The 15885-nt window shown below is 70.2% G+C and carries 13 protein-coding genes; 1 reads left to right on the top strand and 12 read right to left on the bottom strand.

Going from position 1 to position 15885, the window contains the following annotated elements:
* Nucleotides 1–90: 90 nt before the first annotated feature.
* The 7 genes from topA to bldG form a co-directional block, all read right to left on the bottom strand.
* Nucleotides 91–2904, bottom strand: a complete 2814-nt coding sequence (gene topA / locus WJM95_RS17550) for a type I DNA topoisomerase (RefSeq protein WP_339130662.1) — start codon at nucleotides 2902–2904, stop codon at nucleotides 91–93.
* Nucleotides 2905–3152: 248 nt separating this feature from the next.
* Nucleotides 3153–3350 carry a hypothetical protein gene (locus tag WJM95_RS17545; protein ID WP_339130661.1) on the bottom strand — a complete coding sequence of 66 codons (198 nt, stop codon included), beginning with the start codon at nucleotides 3348–3350 and terminating at the stop codon, nucleotides 3153–3155.
* 580 nt (nucleotides 3351–3930) lie between these two features.
* Nucleotides 3931–5460, bottom strand: coding sequence for a class I SAM-dependent methyltransferase (locus WJM95_RS17540; protein ID WP_339130660.1), 1530 nt, complete (start codon nucleotides 5458–5460; stop codon nucleotides 3931–3933).
* Between the two features lie 229 nt (nucleotides 5461–5689).
* Nucleotides 5690–6292, bottom strand: a complete 603-nt coding sequence (locus tag WJM95_RS17535) for a small secreted protein (RefSeq protein ID WP_339130659.1) — start codon at nucleotides 6290–6292, stop codon at nucleotides 5690–5692.
* Nucleotides 6293–6521: 229 nt separating this feature from the next.
* On the bottom strand, nucleotides 6522–8930 hold the full coding sequence (locus tag WJM95_RS17530; RefSeq protein ID WP_339130658.1) for a sodium-translocating pyrophosphatase: 2409 nt from the start codon (nucleotides 8928–8930) through the stop codon (nucleotides 6522–6524).
* A gap of 312 nt (nucleotides 8931–9242) precedes the next feature.
* Complete coding sequence (locus WJM95_RS17525) at nucleotides 9243–9671, bottom strand: ATP-binding protein (protein ID WP_339130657.1); 429 nt, start codon at nucleotides 9669–9671, stop codon at nucleotides 9243–9245.
* A 100-nt stretch (nucleotides 9672–9771) separates the two neighbouring features.
* Nucleotides 9772–10125, bottom strand: a complete 354-nt coding sequence (bldG, locus tag WJM95_RS17520) for an anti-sigma factor antagonist BldG (protein WP_037625427.1) — start codon at nucleotides 10123–10125, stop codon at nucleotides 9772–9774.
* Between the two features lie 80 nt (nucleotides 10126–10205).
* Here bldG and WJM95_RS17515 point away from each other — a divergent pair, with 80 nt between their 5' ends.
* Nucleotides 10206–12701 carry a DEAD/DEAH box helicase gene (locus WJM95_RS17515; RefSeq protein WP_339130656.1) on the top strand — a complete coding sequence of 832 codons (2496 nt, stop codon included), beginning with the start codon at nucleotides 10206–10208 and terminating at the stop codon, nucleotides 12699–12701.
* 150 nt (nucleotides 12702–12851) lie between these two features.
* On the opposite strand, the gene WJM95_RS17510 is transcribed toward WJM95_RS17515, so the two are convergent.
* From WJM95_RS17510 to WJM95_RS17490, 5 genes are all read right to left on the bottom strand, one after another.
* Nucleotides 12852–13379: an Rv3654c family TadE-like protein gene (locus WJM95_RS17510; protein ID WP_339130655.1), complete on the bottom strand. Its 528-nt coding sequence runs from the start codon at nucleotides 13377–13379 to the stop codon at nucleotides 12852–12854.
* A gap of 32 nt (nucleotides 13380–13411) precedes the next feature.
* Nucleotides 13412–13834, bottom strand: coding sequence for a TadE family type IV pilus minor pilin (locus tag WJM95_RS17505; protein WP_339130654.1), 423 nt, complete (start codon nucleotides 13832–13834; stop codon nucleotides 13412–13414).
* Nucleotides 13821–13994 (bottom strand): DUF4244 domain-containing protein, encoded by a 174-nt coding sequence (locus WJM95_RS17500; RefSeq protein WP_339130653.1) that lies wholly within the window; start codon nucleotides 13992–13994, stop codon nucleotides 13821–13823. The genes WJM95_RS17505 and WJM95_RS17500 overlap by 14 nt, the downstream gene beginning before the upstream one ends.
* 253 nt (nucleotides 13995–14247) lie before the next feature.
* A complete protein-coding gene (locus WJM95_RS17495) occupies nucleotides 14248–15030 on the bottom strand; it encodes a type II secretion system F family protein (RefSeq protein WP_339130652.1) in 783 nt (260 codons plus the stop codon).
* Entirely contained in the window at nucleotides 15027–15884 is an 858-nt protein-coding gene (locus WJM95_RS17490; RefSeq protein ID WP_339130651.1) for a type II secretion system F family protein, read from the bottom strand. Before WJM95_RS17490 ends, WJM95_RS17495 begins: the two co-directional genes overlap by 4 nt.
* Nucleotide 15885 lies beyond the last annotated feature (1 nt).

The following is a 15885-nucleotide window of genomic DNA, read 5'->3' as shown; positions in this document are numbered from 1 at the left end:
ACACCAAATGGTGTAGGGGCTTCCGCTCTCTGACAGGTGCGGCGGATCTCCCGCACGTCCGGCGGATCTCCCGCCGGTCGGACCGGTGGCTCAGCCTTCGGAGGGCGCCGTCTTCTTCGCGGCGGTCTTCTTGGCGGCCGTCGTCTTGGCGGCCGTCTTCGAAGCCGTCGTCTTCTTGGCGGCGGTCTTCTTGGCCGGTGCCTTCTTCGCGGGCGCCTTCTTGGCGGCCGTCTTCTTCGCGGTCTTCTTGGCCGGGCCCTTGGCACGCTTCTCGGCGAGCAGTTCGTAGCCGCGCTCGGGCGTGATGTCCTCGACGCTGTCGTCGGAACGCAGGGTCGCGTTCGTCTCGCCGTCGGTCACGTACGGCCCGAAGCGGCCGTCCTTGACCACGACCGGCTTCTCGCTGACCGGGTCGGTGCCCAGCTCCTTCAGCGGCGGCTTGGCGGCCGCGCGGCCCCGCTGCTTGGGCTGGGAGTAGATCTCCAGCGCCTCTTCCAGGGTGATCGTGAAGAGCTGGTCCTCGGCGGTGAGCGACCGCGAGTCCGTGCCCTTCTTCAGGTACGGGCCGTAACGCCCGTTCTGCGCGGTGATCTCGACGCCCTCGGCGTCGGCGCCGACGACACGCGGCAGCGACATCAGCTTGAGGGCGTCCTCCAGCGTCACCGTGTCGAGCGCCATCGACTTGAAGAGCGAGGCGGTACGCGGCTTGACGGCGTTCTTGCCCGTCTTCGGGGTGCCCTCGGGAAGTACCTCGGTGACGTACGGGCCGTAGCGGCCGTCCCTGGCGATGATCTGGTGACCCGTCTGCGGGTCGGCGCCGAGCTCGAAGTCACCGCTCGGCTTGGCGAGCAGTTCCTCGGCGAGTTCGACCGTCAGCTCGTCCGGGGCCAGGTCTTCGGGGACGTCGGCGCGCTGGTGGTTCTCGTCGTCCTTCTCACCGCGCTCGACGTACGGGCCGTAGCGGCCGACGCGCAGCACGATGCCGTCGGCGACGGGGAACGAGGACACCTCACGGGCGTCGATGGCGCCCAGGTCGGTGACGAGTTCCTTGAGACCGCCCAGGTGGTCGCCGTCGCCGTTGCCCGCCTCGGCGGCACCGGCCGTGTCGCCCTCGCCGAAGTAGAAGCGCCTCAGCCACGGCACGGCCTGCGCCTCACCGCGGGCGATGCGGTCGAGGTCGTCCTCCATCTTGGCGGTGAAGTCGTAGTCGACGAGCCGCCCGAAGTGCTTCTCCAGGAGGTTGACCACGGCGAACGACAGGAAGGAGGGCACGAGGGCCGTCCCCTTCTTGAAGACGTAGCCGCGGTCGAGGATTGTGCCGATGATCGACGCGTACGTCGACGGGCGGCCGATCTCGCGTTCTTCGAGCTCCTTGACCAGGGAGGCCTCGGTGTAGCGGGCCGGCGGCTTGGTGGCGTGGCCGTCGACCGTCATGTCCTCGGCGGACAGCGGGTCTCCCTCGCCGACCTGCGGGAGGCGGCGCTCACGGTCGTCGAGCTCGGCGTTCGGGTCGTCCGCGCCCTCGACGTACGCCTTCAGGAAGCCGTGGAAGGTGATCGTCTTGCCGGACGCGCTGAACTCGGCGTCCCGGCCGTCGGCGGACGTGCCCGCGATCTTCACGGTGACGGAGTTGCCGACCGCGTCCTTCATCTGCGAGGCGACGGTCCGCTTCCAGATCAGTTCGTACAGCCTGAACTGGTCGCCGGTCAGCCCCGTCTCGGCGGGGGTGCGGAAACGATCACCCGAGGGGCGGATCGCCTCGTGCGCCTCCTGCGCGTTCTTGACCTTTCCGGCGTACGTACGCGGCTGCGCCGGCAGGTAGTCGGCCCCGTACAGCTGGGTGACCTGGGCGCGGGCGGCCGTGACGGCCGTGTCCGACAGGGTCGTGGAGTCCGTACGCATATAGGTGATGAAGCCGTTCTCATACAGCTTCTGGGCCACCTGCATGGTCGCCTTCGCACCGAAGCCGAGCTTGCGCGAGGCCTCCTGCTGGAGCGTCGTCGTACGGAACGGCGCGTACGGCGAGCGGCGGTAGGGCTTGGACTCGACCGAGCGGACCGCGAAGTTCGTGTCCGTCAGGGCGGCGGCGAGCGCGCGGGCGTTCGTCTCGTCCAGGTGGAGCGTGTTCGCGCCCTTGATCTGGCCGAGCGAGTCGAAGTCGCGCCCCTGGGCGACCCGCTTGCCGTCGACCGAGGTCAGACGTGCGACGAGGGTGGACGGGTCGCTCGCGTCACCGGTGCGACCGGTGCCGAAGGTGCCCGTCAGGTCCCAGTACTCGGCGGACCGGAAGGCGATGCGCTCGCGCTCCCGCTCGACGACGAGCCGGGTCGCCACCGACTGGACGCGGCCCGCCGACAGCCGCGGCATGACCTTCTTCCACAGGACCGGCGAGACCTCGTAGCCGTAGAGGCGGTCGAGGATGCGGCGGGTCTCCTGGGCGTCGACCATGCGCTTGTTCAGCTCGCGCGGGTTGGCGACGGCGCTGCGGATCGCGTCCTTGGTGATCTCGTGGAAGACCATCCGGTGGACGGGAACCTTGGGCTTCAGGACCTCCAGGAGGTGCCACGCGATGGCCTCGCCCTCGCGGTCCTCATCGGTGGCGAGGAAAAGTTCGTCGGAGTCCTTCAGCAGGTCCTTGAGCTTCTTGACCTGGGCCTTCTTATCGGCGTTGACCACATAGATCGGCTGGAAGTCGTGTTCGACGTCCACACCGAGTCGGCGGACCTCACCGGTGTACTTCTCCGGCACCTCCGCGGCGCCGTTGGGGAGGTCGCGGATGTGCCCGACGCTCGCTTCGACGACATAGCCGGGGCCGAGATAGCCCTTGATCGTCTTCGCCTTGGCAGGCGACTCGACGATGACGAGTCGGCGGCCGCCGTGTGCGGTGTCGCTGGTCGGGGACAACTTCGCTCTTCTCTCCGGTCGACGCGGAATCTCCTCGGGGCTTGACTCCCGAGGGATCGGGTCATGCTGACGCTGCGGAGTGTGACGGTACATCCCGCCCCCGTGTCAAACGGGAAAAGCCCGCAACGGCCACTCGAACGGTAACCCGACTACCGCCATTCCTGCCGCCCGGAGTGTCGACCTGCCCTTCCGGGCCTATCCGGAGGGTAACTTCCCAGTTACCGGAGCCGCGGTCCTCCCGCGCGGTCTCACAGGCGCGTGAAGCACCACACCGCGAGCACCAGAGCACCGCTGCCGGCGACCCCCGCGAGGGTCGCCGATGCGACACGGCTCACACCGTGGGCGACCGGCTCGCCGTGGCGCACCCGGACCACCGTCCAGGCCAGGATTCCGCCTCCGAACAGGGCGAACACCATCCCCGCGAAGATCGCAGGACCGCTTTCCATCGCTCTTTCCTCCCACCCCGGGTTCTCAGGCTCGGGACGCTGACAGGCCCCGGCAGCCGGCACACGAACCCACGGTGAACACCGGGCAACCGACACCCCATGGGGCACCCACTCCGCCCCCTGCGTCACGGTCCGCCCTCCCTCTCCTCACCCTCCGGCACGACTCGAGGCGCTCCCGACTGTGGCGAATCCGTCGTTCCGGTCCCGTTCGATGCCGCAGGTCGATGGCACACCGCGGGCTGGGGACAGGTGGGGGCGGGCAGGGCTGGGGGCGGGGTGAGTGAGCCGGGTGGAGCGAGGTGGGGTGCGGTGGAGCGGGGTGGGGTGGGTGACGGTCCGTGGGGAGGTGGGGGTGGAAGCGGAGGCGGAAACGGAAGCCGTGGCGGATGGGGGAGCGAGGGATGGATGGAGGGGTGGAGCGGGGGCGGATGGAGGGGTGGATACGAAACGCGGTGGGAGACGGATACGGAGAGGTACATCGAGCATGGGAACGGGAGCGTTCGCCGTTCTCCGGATGTTGGCCGGATTCCCCTCCCCCTCCCCCACCCCTGCCCGCCCCACCTCACCCCCGCGTCCCCGACTACGCGACCGGCTCCAGGAATCCCTGCTCGACCAGCAGGCGGATCTGTGCGGGCGTCCGGTCCCGCAGCAACACCGGATCCTCGCCGACCAGTTGGGCGATGGCGTCGAGGATGCGCCCCGCGCTCAGCGTGCCGTCGCACACGCCGGCGAAGCCCGCGCCGACCGTGTCCACCTTGGTCGCCCGGCGCATGCCCCGGTGCTGACGCAGCACCACGTGCTCCGGGTCCTCGGCGCCGGGCAGCCCGACCTGCTCCTGCACGACCTCCGCCACGAGTCTGAAGTGGCCGGCGAGCAGACCCGCGTCATCGTGTCGTCGCAGATAGTCGATCCGGTCGAAGTGCTCACGGACGACATCGCCGAGCGGCTGCTCGACGGAGTGCGGCCACTCCTCGACGGTGATCGAGGGCTCGGCCGCCGCCGTTCTGCGCAGCGTGATCCATCCGAAGCCGACGGCCTTCACCTTGCGGGCCTCGAACTCGTCGAGCCACGCGTCGTACCGCGCCTGGTAGCTGGCCGGGTCGGCCCTGTGGTCGCCCGAGTCGCGCAGCCACAGCTCCGCGTACTGCGTGACGTCCTGCACCTCGCGCTGCACGATCCACGCGTCACAGCCGCGCGGCACCCAGGACCGCAGCCGGTCCTGCCAGTCCTCGCCCTCCACGTGCTGCCAGTTGGCGAGGAACTGGGCGTATCCCCCTTCGTTCAGCCGGTCCCCCGACTCCTGAACGAGCGTGCGGCACAGATCGTCCCCGCCCATTCCGCCGTCGCGGTACGTCAGCCGGGCGGCCGGAGAGATCACGAAGGGCGGGTTCGAGACGATCAGGTCGTACGTCTCGTCGGCACGGACCGGCTCGAAGAGGGAGCCCTGACGCAGGTCGGCGGCCGGGGCGCCGGAGAGCGCCAGGGTCAGGGCGGTGATGTGCAGGGCGCGGGGGTTCAGGTCGGTCGCCGTCACGCGTGTGGCGTGCTGTGCGACGTGCAGGGCCTGGATTCCGGAACCCGTGCCGAGATCGAGCGCGGAGTCGACGGGCTTGCGGACGGTGATGCCGGCGAGAGTCGTGGAGGCGCCTCCCACTCCGAGGACGACCCCTTCCTCCCGGCTGCCGATGCCACCCGCGCCGCCGACGGCGCATCCGAGGTCGGACACGATGAACCAGTCCTCGCCGTCCGGTCCGCCATAGGGCCGGATGTCGACGCTCGCGGCGACCTCGTCCCCGCCCGTCCGGGTCAGCCAGCCGCTCTCCAGGGCTTCCTCGGCAGGCAGCACGTCCGCCACACGTGCGTACGGAACGGGCTGTTGCAGCAGGAACAGTCTGACGAGCGTCTCCAGCGGTGTGTCCCCACGGGTCGCCCGGAGGGCGGGCACGGTCTCGCTGCGCGCCAGCGCGGCGTACGCGGGGGCGCCGAGCAGGTCGAGGAGACCGTCCGCGGTGAAGGAGGCTTCGAGCAGGGCGCTCCGCAGCCGGGCGGCGGTGTCGGCACGATCGGACGAGGGCAAGGGTGACAGGCTGGTGTGACTCACGCCTCCCATTGTGTCCGCTATCGCCCACCGGCACCCACCCCTGTGGACAGAGGCCTGCCTGTGGACAACGAGGGCGGCCTGGGCCTCAGGCGCGGCGCATGCCGAGGGCCCGGCACGCCTGCGCGCCGGGCCCCTCCTGCTCTCCTGCCGTACCGCCTGCCTGCTGCGTGCTGCGTGCTGCGTGCTGCCTGCTGCCTGCTGCCTGCTGCCTGCTGCCTGCTGCCTGCTGCCGACGGTCTCAGCCGTTGGCCGCCCCGGCGGAGCCGGACGCCGACGCCGACTTGCAGCTCTCCTGCTGGGCCATCGCCTTGCCCACGTCGCCCTCCTCCAGCTGCTTCAAAGCGTCGCTGCCGCTCTGGCTCAGCTTGCCGAGCTGGGTCGCGATGCCCTTGAGGCCCTCGGCGAACTTGGCCTGGTCCTTGGTGTCGAGCTTGGCGACCTGCGTCTTGAGTGCGGCGTACGAGGTGGAGATCCCCTGGAGCTCCTTGACCGCGTTGGTCTGCTTCGTCTTGCCGCCCTCCACGTCCGGCGGTCCGGCGTTGTCGACTGCGGTGCCGATCGCCTTGTAGGCGTCGGACATGTCCTGGAAGGCCTGTGCGTCGGTCTTCTGAACGGCATCCGGCGTGCTGTTGTCCGAGGTCTGCTTCTGGATCGCGGCGTTCGCGTCCTCGATCTTCTGCGCCTGCGGCTTCACCGCGTCGCAGACCTGCTTGGCCCAGGAGTTCAGCTTGTCGTTGCCGCTGTTGCCGCTGCTGCCACATCCGGACAGCGCGAGCACCAGTACCGCACCGCCGGACAGTGCGGCCGCGAGCTTCTTGTTCACCGGTTTGGTCCCTTCCATGGCTCTCGGCCCCGGAACATACACGCCATGTGGGCGACACCCATATGGCGAATGTCCAGTACGACACCTATTGAAGCCATTTGCACCAAGAGAGAGAAGGCTCACGAAGACGGCGTGAACAGACACAGGGCGGGCGTACGGCACATCAACACGTGCCGTACGCCCGCCCGTTGGCCCACTCCCCGACGCGGCACGGAATCCGTGCCGCGTCGGGCGCGGAACCTGTGAGTTACGAAACCACCGCAGGATCGGCCGACTTGGCGATCCCTTCGTCGTCGTCCTCCTCGTCACCCATGACGATCCCGCGCCGCTTGGAGATGTACACGGAGCCCACGATCACGATGAGCGCGAGGATGGCGATGAACACCCGCACGCCGACGCTCTTGTCGTCGCCGTACGAGAACTTGACGATCGCCGGAGCGATCAGCAGGGACACCAGGTTCATGACCTTCAGCAGCGGGTTGATCGCGGGCCCGGCGGTGTCCTTGAACGGGTCACCGACCGTGTCACCGATCACCGTCGCCTCATGGGCCTCACTGCCCTTGCCGCCGTGGTGGCCGTCCTCGACGAGTTTCTTGGCGTTGTCCCACGCGCCGCCGGAGTTGGCGAGGAAGACCGCCATCAGCGTGCCGGTGCCGATGGCGCCGGCGAGGAACGAACCGAGCGCGCCGACGCCGAGCGTGAAGCCGATCGCGATCGGGGTGAGCACCGCGAGCAGACCCGGTGTCGCGAGTTCGCGCAACGCGTCCTTGGTGCAGATGTCGACGACTCTCCCGTACTCGGGTTTCTCCGAGTAGTCCATGATCCCGGGGTGTTCGCGGAACTGCCGCCGCACCTCGTAGACCACGGCCCCGGCGGACCGCGACACCGCGTTGATCGCCAGCCCCGAGAAGAGGAAGACGACCGCTGCGCCCGCGATGAGCCCCACCAGGTTGTTGGGCTGCGAGATGTCCATCATCAGGTTCAGCGGCGCGCCCGGTCCGGAGACCTTCTCGCCCACATCGCTCGCGGCCGTGGTGATCGCGTCACGGTACGAACCGAAGAGGGCCGAGGCCGCGAGTACGGCGGTGGCGATGGCGATGCCCTTGGTGATGGCCTTGGTGGTGTTGCCGACGGCGTCCAGGTCGGTGAGCACCTGCGCGCCCGCGCCCTCGACGTCACCGGACATCTCGGCGATGCCCTGCGCGTTGTCGGAGACGGGACCGAAGGTGTCCATGGCGACGATGACACCGACCGTGGTGAGCAGGCCCGTTCCGGCGAGCGCCACGGCGAACAGCGCCAGCAGGATCGACGTACCGCCCAGCAGGAACGCCCCGTACACGCCGAGACCGATCAACAGGGCGGTGTAGACGGCCGATTCGAGACCCAGGGAGATGCCGGCGAGGATCACGGTGGCCGCGCCGGTCAGGGAACTCTTGCCGATGTCCCGGACGGGACGGCGGCTGGTCTCGGTGAAGTAGCCGGTCAACTGCTGGATGAGCGCCGCCAGGACGATGCCGATCGCGACGGCGACGAGTGCGAGGATCCGCGGGTCACCGCCCTTGGCCTTGATCGCCGCGTCCGTGACCCCGTCGAGTTCGGCGTAGGTCCCCGGAAGGTAGACGAACACGGCGAGGGCGACGAGGACGAGCGAGACCACGGCGGAGATGAAGAACCCGCGGTTGATCGCCGACATACCGCTGCGGTCGGCGTGCCGCGGTGCCACCGCGAAGATGCCGATCATCGCGGTGATCACGCCGATCGCGGGCACGATCAGCGGGAACGCGAGCCCGGAGTCGCCGAACGCCACCTTGCCGAGGATCAGCGCGGCGACGAGCGTAACGGCGTACGACTCGAAGAGGTCCGCGGCCATGCCGGCACAGTCGCCGACGTTGTCGCCCACGTTGTCGGCGATGGTCGCGGCGTTGCGCGGGTCGTCCTCCGGAATGCCCTGCTCGACCTTGCCGACCAGGTCGGCACCGACGTCGGCGGCCTTGGTGAAGATGCCGCCGCCGACACGCATGAACATGGCGATCAGTGCCGCGCCCAGACCGAAGCCCTCGAGGACCTTCGGCGCGTTGGCCGCGTACACGAGCACCACACAGGAGGCGCCCAGCAGACCGAGCCCCACCGTGAACATGCCGACGACGCCACCGGTGCGGAAAGCGATCTTCATGGCTTTGTGCGAGACGGCGGTGAGATCCTTTTCGGGCTCACCCTCCGCCGGGGTCGCTTCCCTTGCCGCGGCGGCCACGCGGACATTGCTCCGTACGGCGAGCCACATACCGATATAGCCGGTGGTCGCCGAGAACGCCGCGCCGATCAAGAAGAAGATCGACCGTCCGGCGCGCTGATTCCAGTCGTCCGCGGGAAGCAGCATGAGCAGGAAGAACACCACGGCGGCGAATACGCCGAGCGTGCGCATCTGCCGACCCAGGTAGGCATTCGCGCCCTCCTGGATCGCCGTCGCGATCTTCTTCATGCTGTCGGTGCCCTCGTCGGCCGCGAGAACCTGGCGTACCAGGATCCCGGCGACCACGAGCGCTGCCACGGCGACGACCGCGACAACCGTCACGACGAGACGGTTGCCGTCCGTCAGAACCGCGGCTGCGAAGGTTGTGGGGTGGTCAAACTGATGAGGGGTAGAAAGCCCCGCCATTCGTCCTCCTTGACGCTTGGGCTGAGCTCAAGATGTGGACGGATTCTAGGTACCGGAACCTGATCAAAACAGTACGCGGTAAGCGGAATTAGCCTTCACTTGCTCTTCAGCAAATGATCGACAGGGGCTCACGGACCCAAATGCAGTAATGCCCCAGAAGCATTGGCGCTTGATCCAATTATCGCGCCACCGGTCGTGAATCAATTCACGAAACGCCGTGCACGATCACCATATGGACGAGTGCGGGTTCCCGGACATGCCGAAGGGCCCCACCGAGTAGGGCCCTTCGGGACAAAGAAAGAGAGGCTGGTGTCAGGAAAGAGCCACGGCCGGCGGCGTGGTGGGCCAGCTCATCCTGATCAGTCCGCCGTTCTCTCCGGCGATGACTTCCACGTCGTCGACGAGGCCGCTGATGACCGCGAGGCCCATCTCGTCCTCCTCGGCGTCCGTGTCCGAGACGGCGCCGGACGCCGCCCCACCGGGCACCGAACCCGGTGACTCGTCGCCGACCTCGATGGAGAACTGCTTCTCCTCCTCGATCAGCGTCACATGCACCGGCGCCGAGATACCGCCGCTCTGGTGCAGCCCGACGGCACGAGTACAGGCCTCACCGACGGCGAGCCTGACCTCGTCGAGGACGGCCTCGTCCACTCCGGCCCTGCGCGCCACCGCTGCCGCCACCAGTCGGGCGGTCCTGACGTGCTCGGGCAGCGCGCTGAAGCGGAGTTCAACGGTGGCCATGCATCCCCCTCTGAACTACGGGCGTGCTGTCTGGGGGCCGGGCCGTGGGCCCGGTCCCCGATGTGTTCGACACCGGGCCCACGGACCCGGAGACCGGCCGTCAGTCGGTCGCGTTGACCGCCTCGTCCACCGAGGTGTGGATCGGGAACACCTTGGTGAGACCGGTAATACGGAAGATCTTCAGAATGCGCTCCTGGTTGCACACCAGACGCAGCGAGCCCTCATGGGCCCGGACGCGCTTCAGGCCGCCCACCAGTACGCCGAGACCGGTGGAGTCGAGGAAGTCGACGCCCTCCATGTCGACGACGAGGTGGAAACTGCCGTCGTTCACCAGCTCGACCAGCTGCTCACGCAGCTTGGGCGCGGTATATACATCGATTTCGCCGCCGACCTCGACGACCGTACGGTCGCCGTTGGGGCCGGACACATTGCGAGTCGACAGGGACAGGTCCACGGATCCTCCAGCACCTTGCTATCGAGCGGTCGCCCCATGGGACACCTCGGCAGAGCCCCCGGGACGGTTCGCCAGCCGCGATGGCATTCAATCACTTACCGGCAGGCGTGCACGACGCCTTGGGCCCATTGTCCGTCACGCCAGTGACACACTCGATGCCGATGGCCAAGAATCACCGATCCGATCGAACCTCGGCGGACACAGCTTCCCGCCCCTCGCCGAGCACAGTCCTGGACCGGCTCGCCTCGGGGCCGAGCCGGGCTTCGCGCATCACTCATACGGAGCACTTGCCCCCGCGAGCGGGTCGCCATGCCGTCTGGCCCGACCGGATCCGTTCGGAGGTCATCGCAGCCGTCCAGGCGGCGGGCATCGAACACCCCTGGGCCCACCAGGCCCAGGTCGCCGAGCACGCCCTGGACGGCGAGTCGGTGATCGTCGCCACCGGCACCGCCTCCGGCAAGTCCCTGGCGTACCTCGCCCCGGTCCTGACAGCCCTCCTGGAGGGCTCCGAGGCCCCGAACGGCCGGGGTGCCACCGCTCTCTACCTCGCCCCCACCAAGGCGCTGGCAGCCGACCAGCGCCGCTCGGTGAAGGAACTTTCACTCCCGCTGGGCAACGCCGTACGCCCGGCCGTGTACGACGGCGACACGCCCTTCGAGGAACGCGAGTGGGTACGCCAGTACGCCAACTACGTCCTGACCAACCCCGACATGCTGCACCGCGGGATATTGCCCTCCCACCCCCGCTGGTCCTCCTTCCTGCGCGCCCTGCGCTACGTCGTCATCGACGAGTGCCACACCTACCGCGGCGTCTTCGGCTCCCACGTGGCCCAGGTACTGCGCCGTCTGCGCCGCCTCTGCGCCCGCTACGGCGCCTCTCCCGTCTTCCTGCTGGCCTCCGCCACCGCCGCCGAGCCCTCGGTCGCGGCGCGCCGCCTGACCGGCCTCCCCGTCGTGGAGGTGGCCGACGACGCCTCCCCGCGAGGGGAACTCGTGTTCGCCCTGTGGGAGCCCCCGCTCACCGAGCTGCACGGTGAGAAAGGTGCACCCGTACGGCGTACCGCGACCGCCGAAACGGCCGATCTGCTGACCGACCTCACCGTCCAGGGCATGCGCTCGATCTCCTTCGTACGGTCCCGGCGTGGCGCCGAGCTGGTCGCGGTCATCGCCCAGGAACGCCTCGCCGAGATCGACCGCTCCCTGGCCCGGCGCGTCGCCGCCTACCGCGGCGGCTACCTCCCCGAGGAACGGCGCGCCCTGGAGCGCGCCCTGCACTCCGGAGAACTCCTCGGCCTTGCCGCCACCACCGCCCTCGAACTCGGCGTCGACATCTCCGGCCTCGACGCCGTCGTCATCTCCGGTTACCCGGGCACCCGCGCCTCCCTCTGGCAGCAGGCCGGCCGCGCGGGCCGCTCCGGTGAGGGCGCGCTCGCGATCCTGGTCGCCCGGGACGACCCGCTGGACACCTTCCTCGTCCATCACCCCGAGGCCCTGTTCGACCAACCGGTGGAATCCACCGTCCTCGACCCGGACAACCCCTATGTCCTGGCCCCGCACCTGTGCGCCGCCGCCTCCGAGATCCCCCTCACCGACGAGGACCTGGAACTCTTCGGCCCGGCCGCCGCCGGACTGCTGCCGCAGCTGGAGGCCGCGAAGCTGCTGCGCCGCCGCGCCACGGCCTGGCACTGGACCCGCAAGGAGCGGGCCGTGGACCTGACCGACATCCGCGGGGGCGGCGGCAGCCCGGTGCAGGTCGTCGAGGCCGGGACCGGCCGCCTGCTCGGCACGGTCGACGAGGGAGCCGCGCACACGGCGGTCCACGAGGGCGCGGTCCATCTGCACCAGGGCCGTACGTACCTGGTGCGCAAGCTGGACCTGGAGGACTCCGTCGCCCTGGTCGAGGAGGCCAGCCCGCCGTATTCGACGGTGGCCCGGGACACGACCACCATCGCCGTCCTGGAAACCGATGTCGAAGTCCCCTGGGGTGAGGGCCGGTTGTGCTACGGCTCCGTCGAAGTCACCAACCAGGTCGTCTCCTTCCTGCGCCGACGTGTCATCACCGGTGAAGTGCTCGGCGAGACCAAGCTCGACCTCCCTCCCCGTACGCTCCGAACCCGTGCCGTCTGGTGGACGGTCACCGAGGACCAGCTGGACGCGGCCCGGATCAACCCGGAGATCCTCGGCGGCACCCTGCACGCCGCCGAACACGCGTCGATCGGCATGCTGCCGCTGTTCGCCACCTGCGACCGCTGGGACATCGGCGGCGTCTCCGTCCCCCTCCACCCGGACACGCTCCTGCCCACCGTCTTCGTGTACGACGGCCACCCCGGTGGCGCCGGATTCGCCGAGCGCGCCTTCCACACCGCCCGCTCCTGGCTCACGGCCACCCGCCAGGCCATCGCCTCATGCGAGTGCGAGGCCGGCTGCCCCTCCTGCATCCAGTCCCCCAAATGCGGTAACGGCAACGATCCGCTCCACAAAAGAGGCGCCGTACGCCTTCTCACCGAACTGCTCCGGACGGCACCTGAAGAGCCGGCTGGAGAGCCCGCTGGAGAGCGGTCGGGGCCGGACGGGTGAGGCCGAGGGCCGGATGAGGGAGGGGCGACGGCTGGCGGCTGGCGGCTGGCGGCTGGCGGCTGGCGGCTGGCGGCTGGCGGCTGGCGGCTGGCGGCTGGCGGCTGGCGGACGAAGGTAGGGCTGGCGACCTGGTGGACAAAGGTGGGAGCCCTACGGCCGAACGGGTGAATGTCGGGTGCGTGGCGGCCAAGGTCTGGAGCTCGGACGGCCTGGATGGCTCGGACGGTTGGAGGACCCCGAAGGCCGGAAGCCCCGAGGCGCCTCGGACGCCGGCGGTTCCGCGAGTTCCGGAGGCCCTGCCCTCGATCTGACCTCGGCGGTGATCGGCCCCGTTCCGGACACTGCCGTCACGTCCGAGATCTGTCCCTCGACCGCGCACCGCACGAGCCGTGCTCTCTGCGCTTGGGCCACGCGCTCCGCGCTGGCGCAGGCCGCCGCGCCGCCGTCGCTCCAGTGATCCGCCGCGGCGAGGGCGGCCAGGTCCGCGGCTCCTGCCGCCCGGTGCCGCACTACGACGGCCTGCCCCATCGACAGCACCGCCCCGAAGACGGCACACAGCACCGCGATCGCGCCCACCGCCCAGACCGTCGCGGAACCCCTGTCGGAGGACGCACGCCACCACGCATGCCGCCTCGCACGCCACCGCGCATGGCAGTCGCTCCAGACGGGCGACCACACCCGTCGCCGAACCCGCCCACGACTCCGGCGCCTCATCTCTTGTCCACCCCCTCAGCCGAGTCCCCCACCGTCTCCTCCGCCAGCGCCACCGCCTCGTTCCTCAGTTCCAGGGACAGGGCGGCGGGACCGGGCGTCCTCGCGACGACCGTCACCCGGACCAGGTCGCCCTCCCGGCCCACCGTGACCTTCGCTCCGGACGGAGCCGCCCGGCGGGCCGTGGCCAGCACCACTTCCGACCGGTCCTGGCGTGCCGCCGACCGGGCGCCCGCCCGCGCCGCGTCCACGCACTGGATCTGCGCGGACGCGGCGAGCAGGGCCCAGACGAGCGCCATCCCGACGAGCACCAGCGACGGCAGGACCACGGCGGCCTCCGCGGTGACGAATCCCGCGTCCCGCGGCGGAGCCGGCCCAGCCCTCAACCGGGCCCGCCAGAAGCCGCGTTCACATCTGGACATTGAGCGCCCGCCCGACGATGCCCTGCAATTCCTCGCCGACCTGCCCGCTCGTCACCACCTTGTAGAGGGCCGCGGCGAAGGCCACCGCCGCGATGACACCCACCGCGTACTCGGAGGTGACCATGCCCGTGTCCCTCCGCGCCGCGATCGTCGCGGCCATCCAGGCCCGCGTCGCCAGCAGCCACGCAGTTCGGTCCCCTCGCGCCCGCGCCCCCACTTGCCCTTGCACTCGCCCTTGCCCTTGCCCTTGCTGTCGTCCGCGCCCTTGCCCTTGCCCTTGCTGTCGTCCCCGCCGTTGTGCCGGTCGGAGAACCCGCGCCGTCGCGTCCATTTCAACCTCCGTCAGATGCAGCCTTGTTGGCCGTTTCGTGTCCTTGCCGTTCACCGTCGCCGCTCGCCAATGGCGCCGCCCGTCACCCACCACCCCCTCGCAACAACCCGCCCGCCAACCCGATCACCACGGGCAGCACGCCGATCGCGAGGAAGGCGGGCAGGAAGCACAACCCCACCGGGGCGGTGACCATGACGGTCGCCCGGCGCGCCCGCGCCGTCGCGGTGCGCCCCCACTCTGCTCGCGCCTCGGCCGCGATCCGCCCGACCGGCACGGCAGCCGGCACTCCCGAGTCGCCCGCCCTCTCCAGCAGCCGCGCCAGGCCAGCGGCTCCAGGAAGGGACGCCAACCTCCGCCACGCGTCGACCGGTTCACCCCCTAGCCGTACTTCGGCGGCGCCCCGGGCCAGCCGCTCACCCACCGGTCCGCCCAGCGCATCGCCCACGGCCTGGGCGGCCGCCACCGGGCTGGCTCCCGCGGCGATGCAGGCGGCCACCAAGTCGGCGGAGAGGGGCAGTTGGCGGGCCGCGAGCGGGGTGTCGTACTCCTCAGGAGGCACCGGATTGCGTCGCCGGAGCCACCATCGGAGACCGAACCCGGCCGCCGGCCCGACCAGGACTCCGGCGAGACCGCCGATCAGGACCCAGCCGGCGCACACCACCCCCAACAGAGTCAGCCACCGCCGACCTTGGTTCCGTAATTCGTGGCGCCGCGGCGGCGGGGCGGAATCGGGGAGCAGCAGATCGGCCAGCCGTCCGCGCACCCTCCTCGCCCGCCGCACCGTCCCGAGCCAGCGGGCGGGCGATCCGACCAGGAGAACTCCGCACACGAGTACCCCCAGCCTGTGGACAACTTCCGCGCTCATGCCGTCTCCGCTCCTCGTACGATCCGCAGCGCCCACCACAGCCCCACGCCCTCCAGCACTCCGCCGACGACCAGGCAGCCAAGGCCGGGACCGGTGTGCAGCAGCACGTGCAGGGGGTCGGCGCCGAGCGCGGTGCCGAGCAGGAGACCGAGCACCGGCAGGCCCGCGAGCATGGACGCCGTGGAGCGCGAACCCGCCAACTGGGCACGCATGTCAGCTCTTTGATCGCGCTCCGCGCGGAGTGCGGCCTCCAGCCGGTCAAGTCCCGCCGCGAGCCCCGCACCCCGGTCGACGGCCACGCGCCAGCACGCGGCGAGCCCCACCAGCCCTTCGGCGCCGGGCTGTCGTGCCGCCTCGGTGAGGGCGCCCGGCACATCCCCGCCGAATCTCGCCGCGGCCAGCACCGACGGCTGTGCGCCGGCGAGGCCGTCCGAGTCGCGCGCGGCGGCGAGCAGCGCCTCGCCGGGCTGACGTCCGGCACGCACCTCACCGGCGAGAGCACCGCACAGGGCGATCACCGCGTCCCCACGCCGCTCCCGCTCGCGACGGGCCTCCGCTGTGAGCCGCACCCGGCGCAGCAGAGGCATACCGGCGGCGCCGAGAAGGAGTGGCAGGACCGAAGTGCCCAGTACGGCGATCACCGTTCCCGCCAGCAGCGACCAGGCTTCCGGCCGCAGCCGCCCGCGGAGCCGCCGCCAGTCGACACGGACCCTCTCCCATCCGGGCGGTCCGGTCGCCACTCCACCGCCGGCGAGCAGCGCCCTCGCTCTGCGTACGCCCGAGCCGTGGCCGCCGATCAGCCAGGCCGCGATCCCGGCACACGCCACCGCCGCTCCAGCGGGCGCGTCCGCCATC

Source organism: Streptomyces sp. f51, assembly GCF_037940415.1.
Lineage (GTDB): Bacteria > Actinomycetota > Actinomycetes > Streptomycetales > Streptomycetaceae > Streptomyces.
This window is presented reverse-complemented; position numbering and strand designations above follow the sequence as displayed.

Excerpts from the sequence above, each read along its gene's own strand:
- WJM95_RS17545 (WP_339130661.1), bottom strand. The coding sequence starts at position 3,350 with ATGGAAAGCGGTCCTGCGATCTTCGCGGGGATGGTGTTCGCCCTGTTC.
- WJM95_RS17540 (WP_339130660.1), bottom strand. The coding sequence starts at position 5,460 with ATGGGAGGCGTGAGTCACACCAGCCTGTCACCCTTGCCCTCGTCCGAT.
- WJM95_RS17535 (WP_339130659.1), bottom strand. The coding sequence starts at position 6,292 with ATGGAAGGGACCAAACCGGTGAACAAGAAGCTCGCGGCCGCACTGTCC.
- WJM95_RS17530 (WP_339130658.1), bottom strand. The coding sequence starts at position 8,930 with ATGGCGGGGCTTTCTACCCCTCATCAGTTTGACCACCCCACAACCTTC.
- WJM95_RS17525 (WP_339130657.1), bottom strand. The coding sequence starts at position 9,671 with ATGGCCACCGTTGAACTCCGCTTCAGCGCGCTGCCCGAGCACGTCAGG.
- WJM95_RS17515 (WP_339130656.1), top strand. The coding sequence starts at position 10,206 with ATGGCATTCAATCACTTACCGGCAGGCGTGCACGACGCCTTGGGCCCA.
- WJM95_RS17505 (WP_339130654.1), bottom strand. The coding sequence starts at position 13,834 with ATGTCCAGATGTGAACGCGGCTTCTGGCGGGCCCGGTTGAGGGCTGGG.
- WJM95_RS17500 (WP_339130653.1), bottom strand. The coding sequence starts at position 13,994 with ATGGCCGCGACGATCGCGGCGCGGAGGGACACGGGCATGGTCACCTCC.
- WJM95_RS17495 (WP_339130652.1), bottom strand. The coding sequence starts at position 15,030 with ATGAGCGCGGAAGTTGTCCACAGGCTGGGGGTACTCGTGTGCGGAGTT.
- WJM95_RS17490 (WP_339130651.1), bottom strand. The coding sequence starts at position 15,884 with ATGGCGGACGCGCCCGCTGGAGCGGCGGTGGCGTGTGCCGGGATCGCG.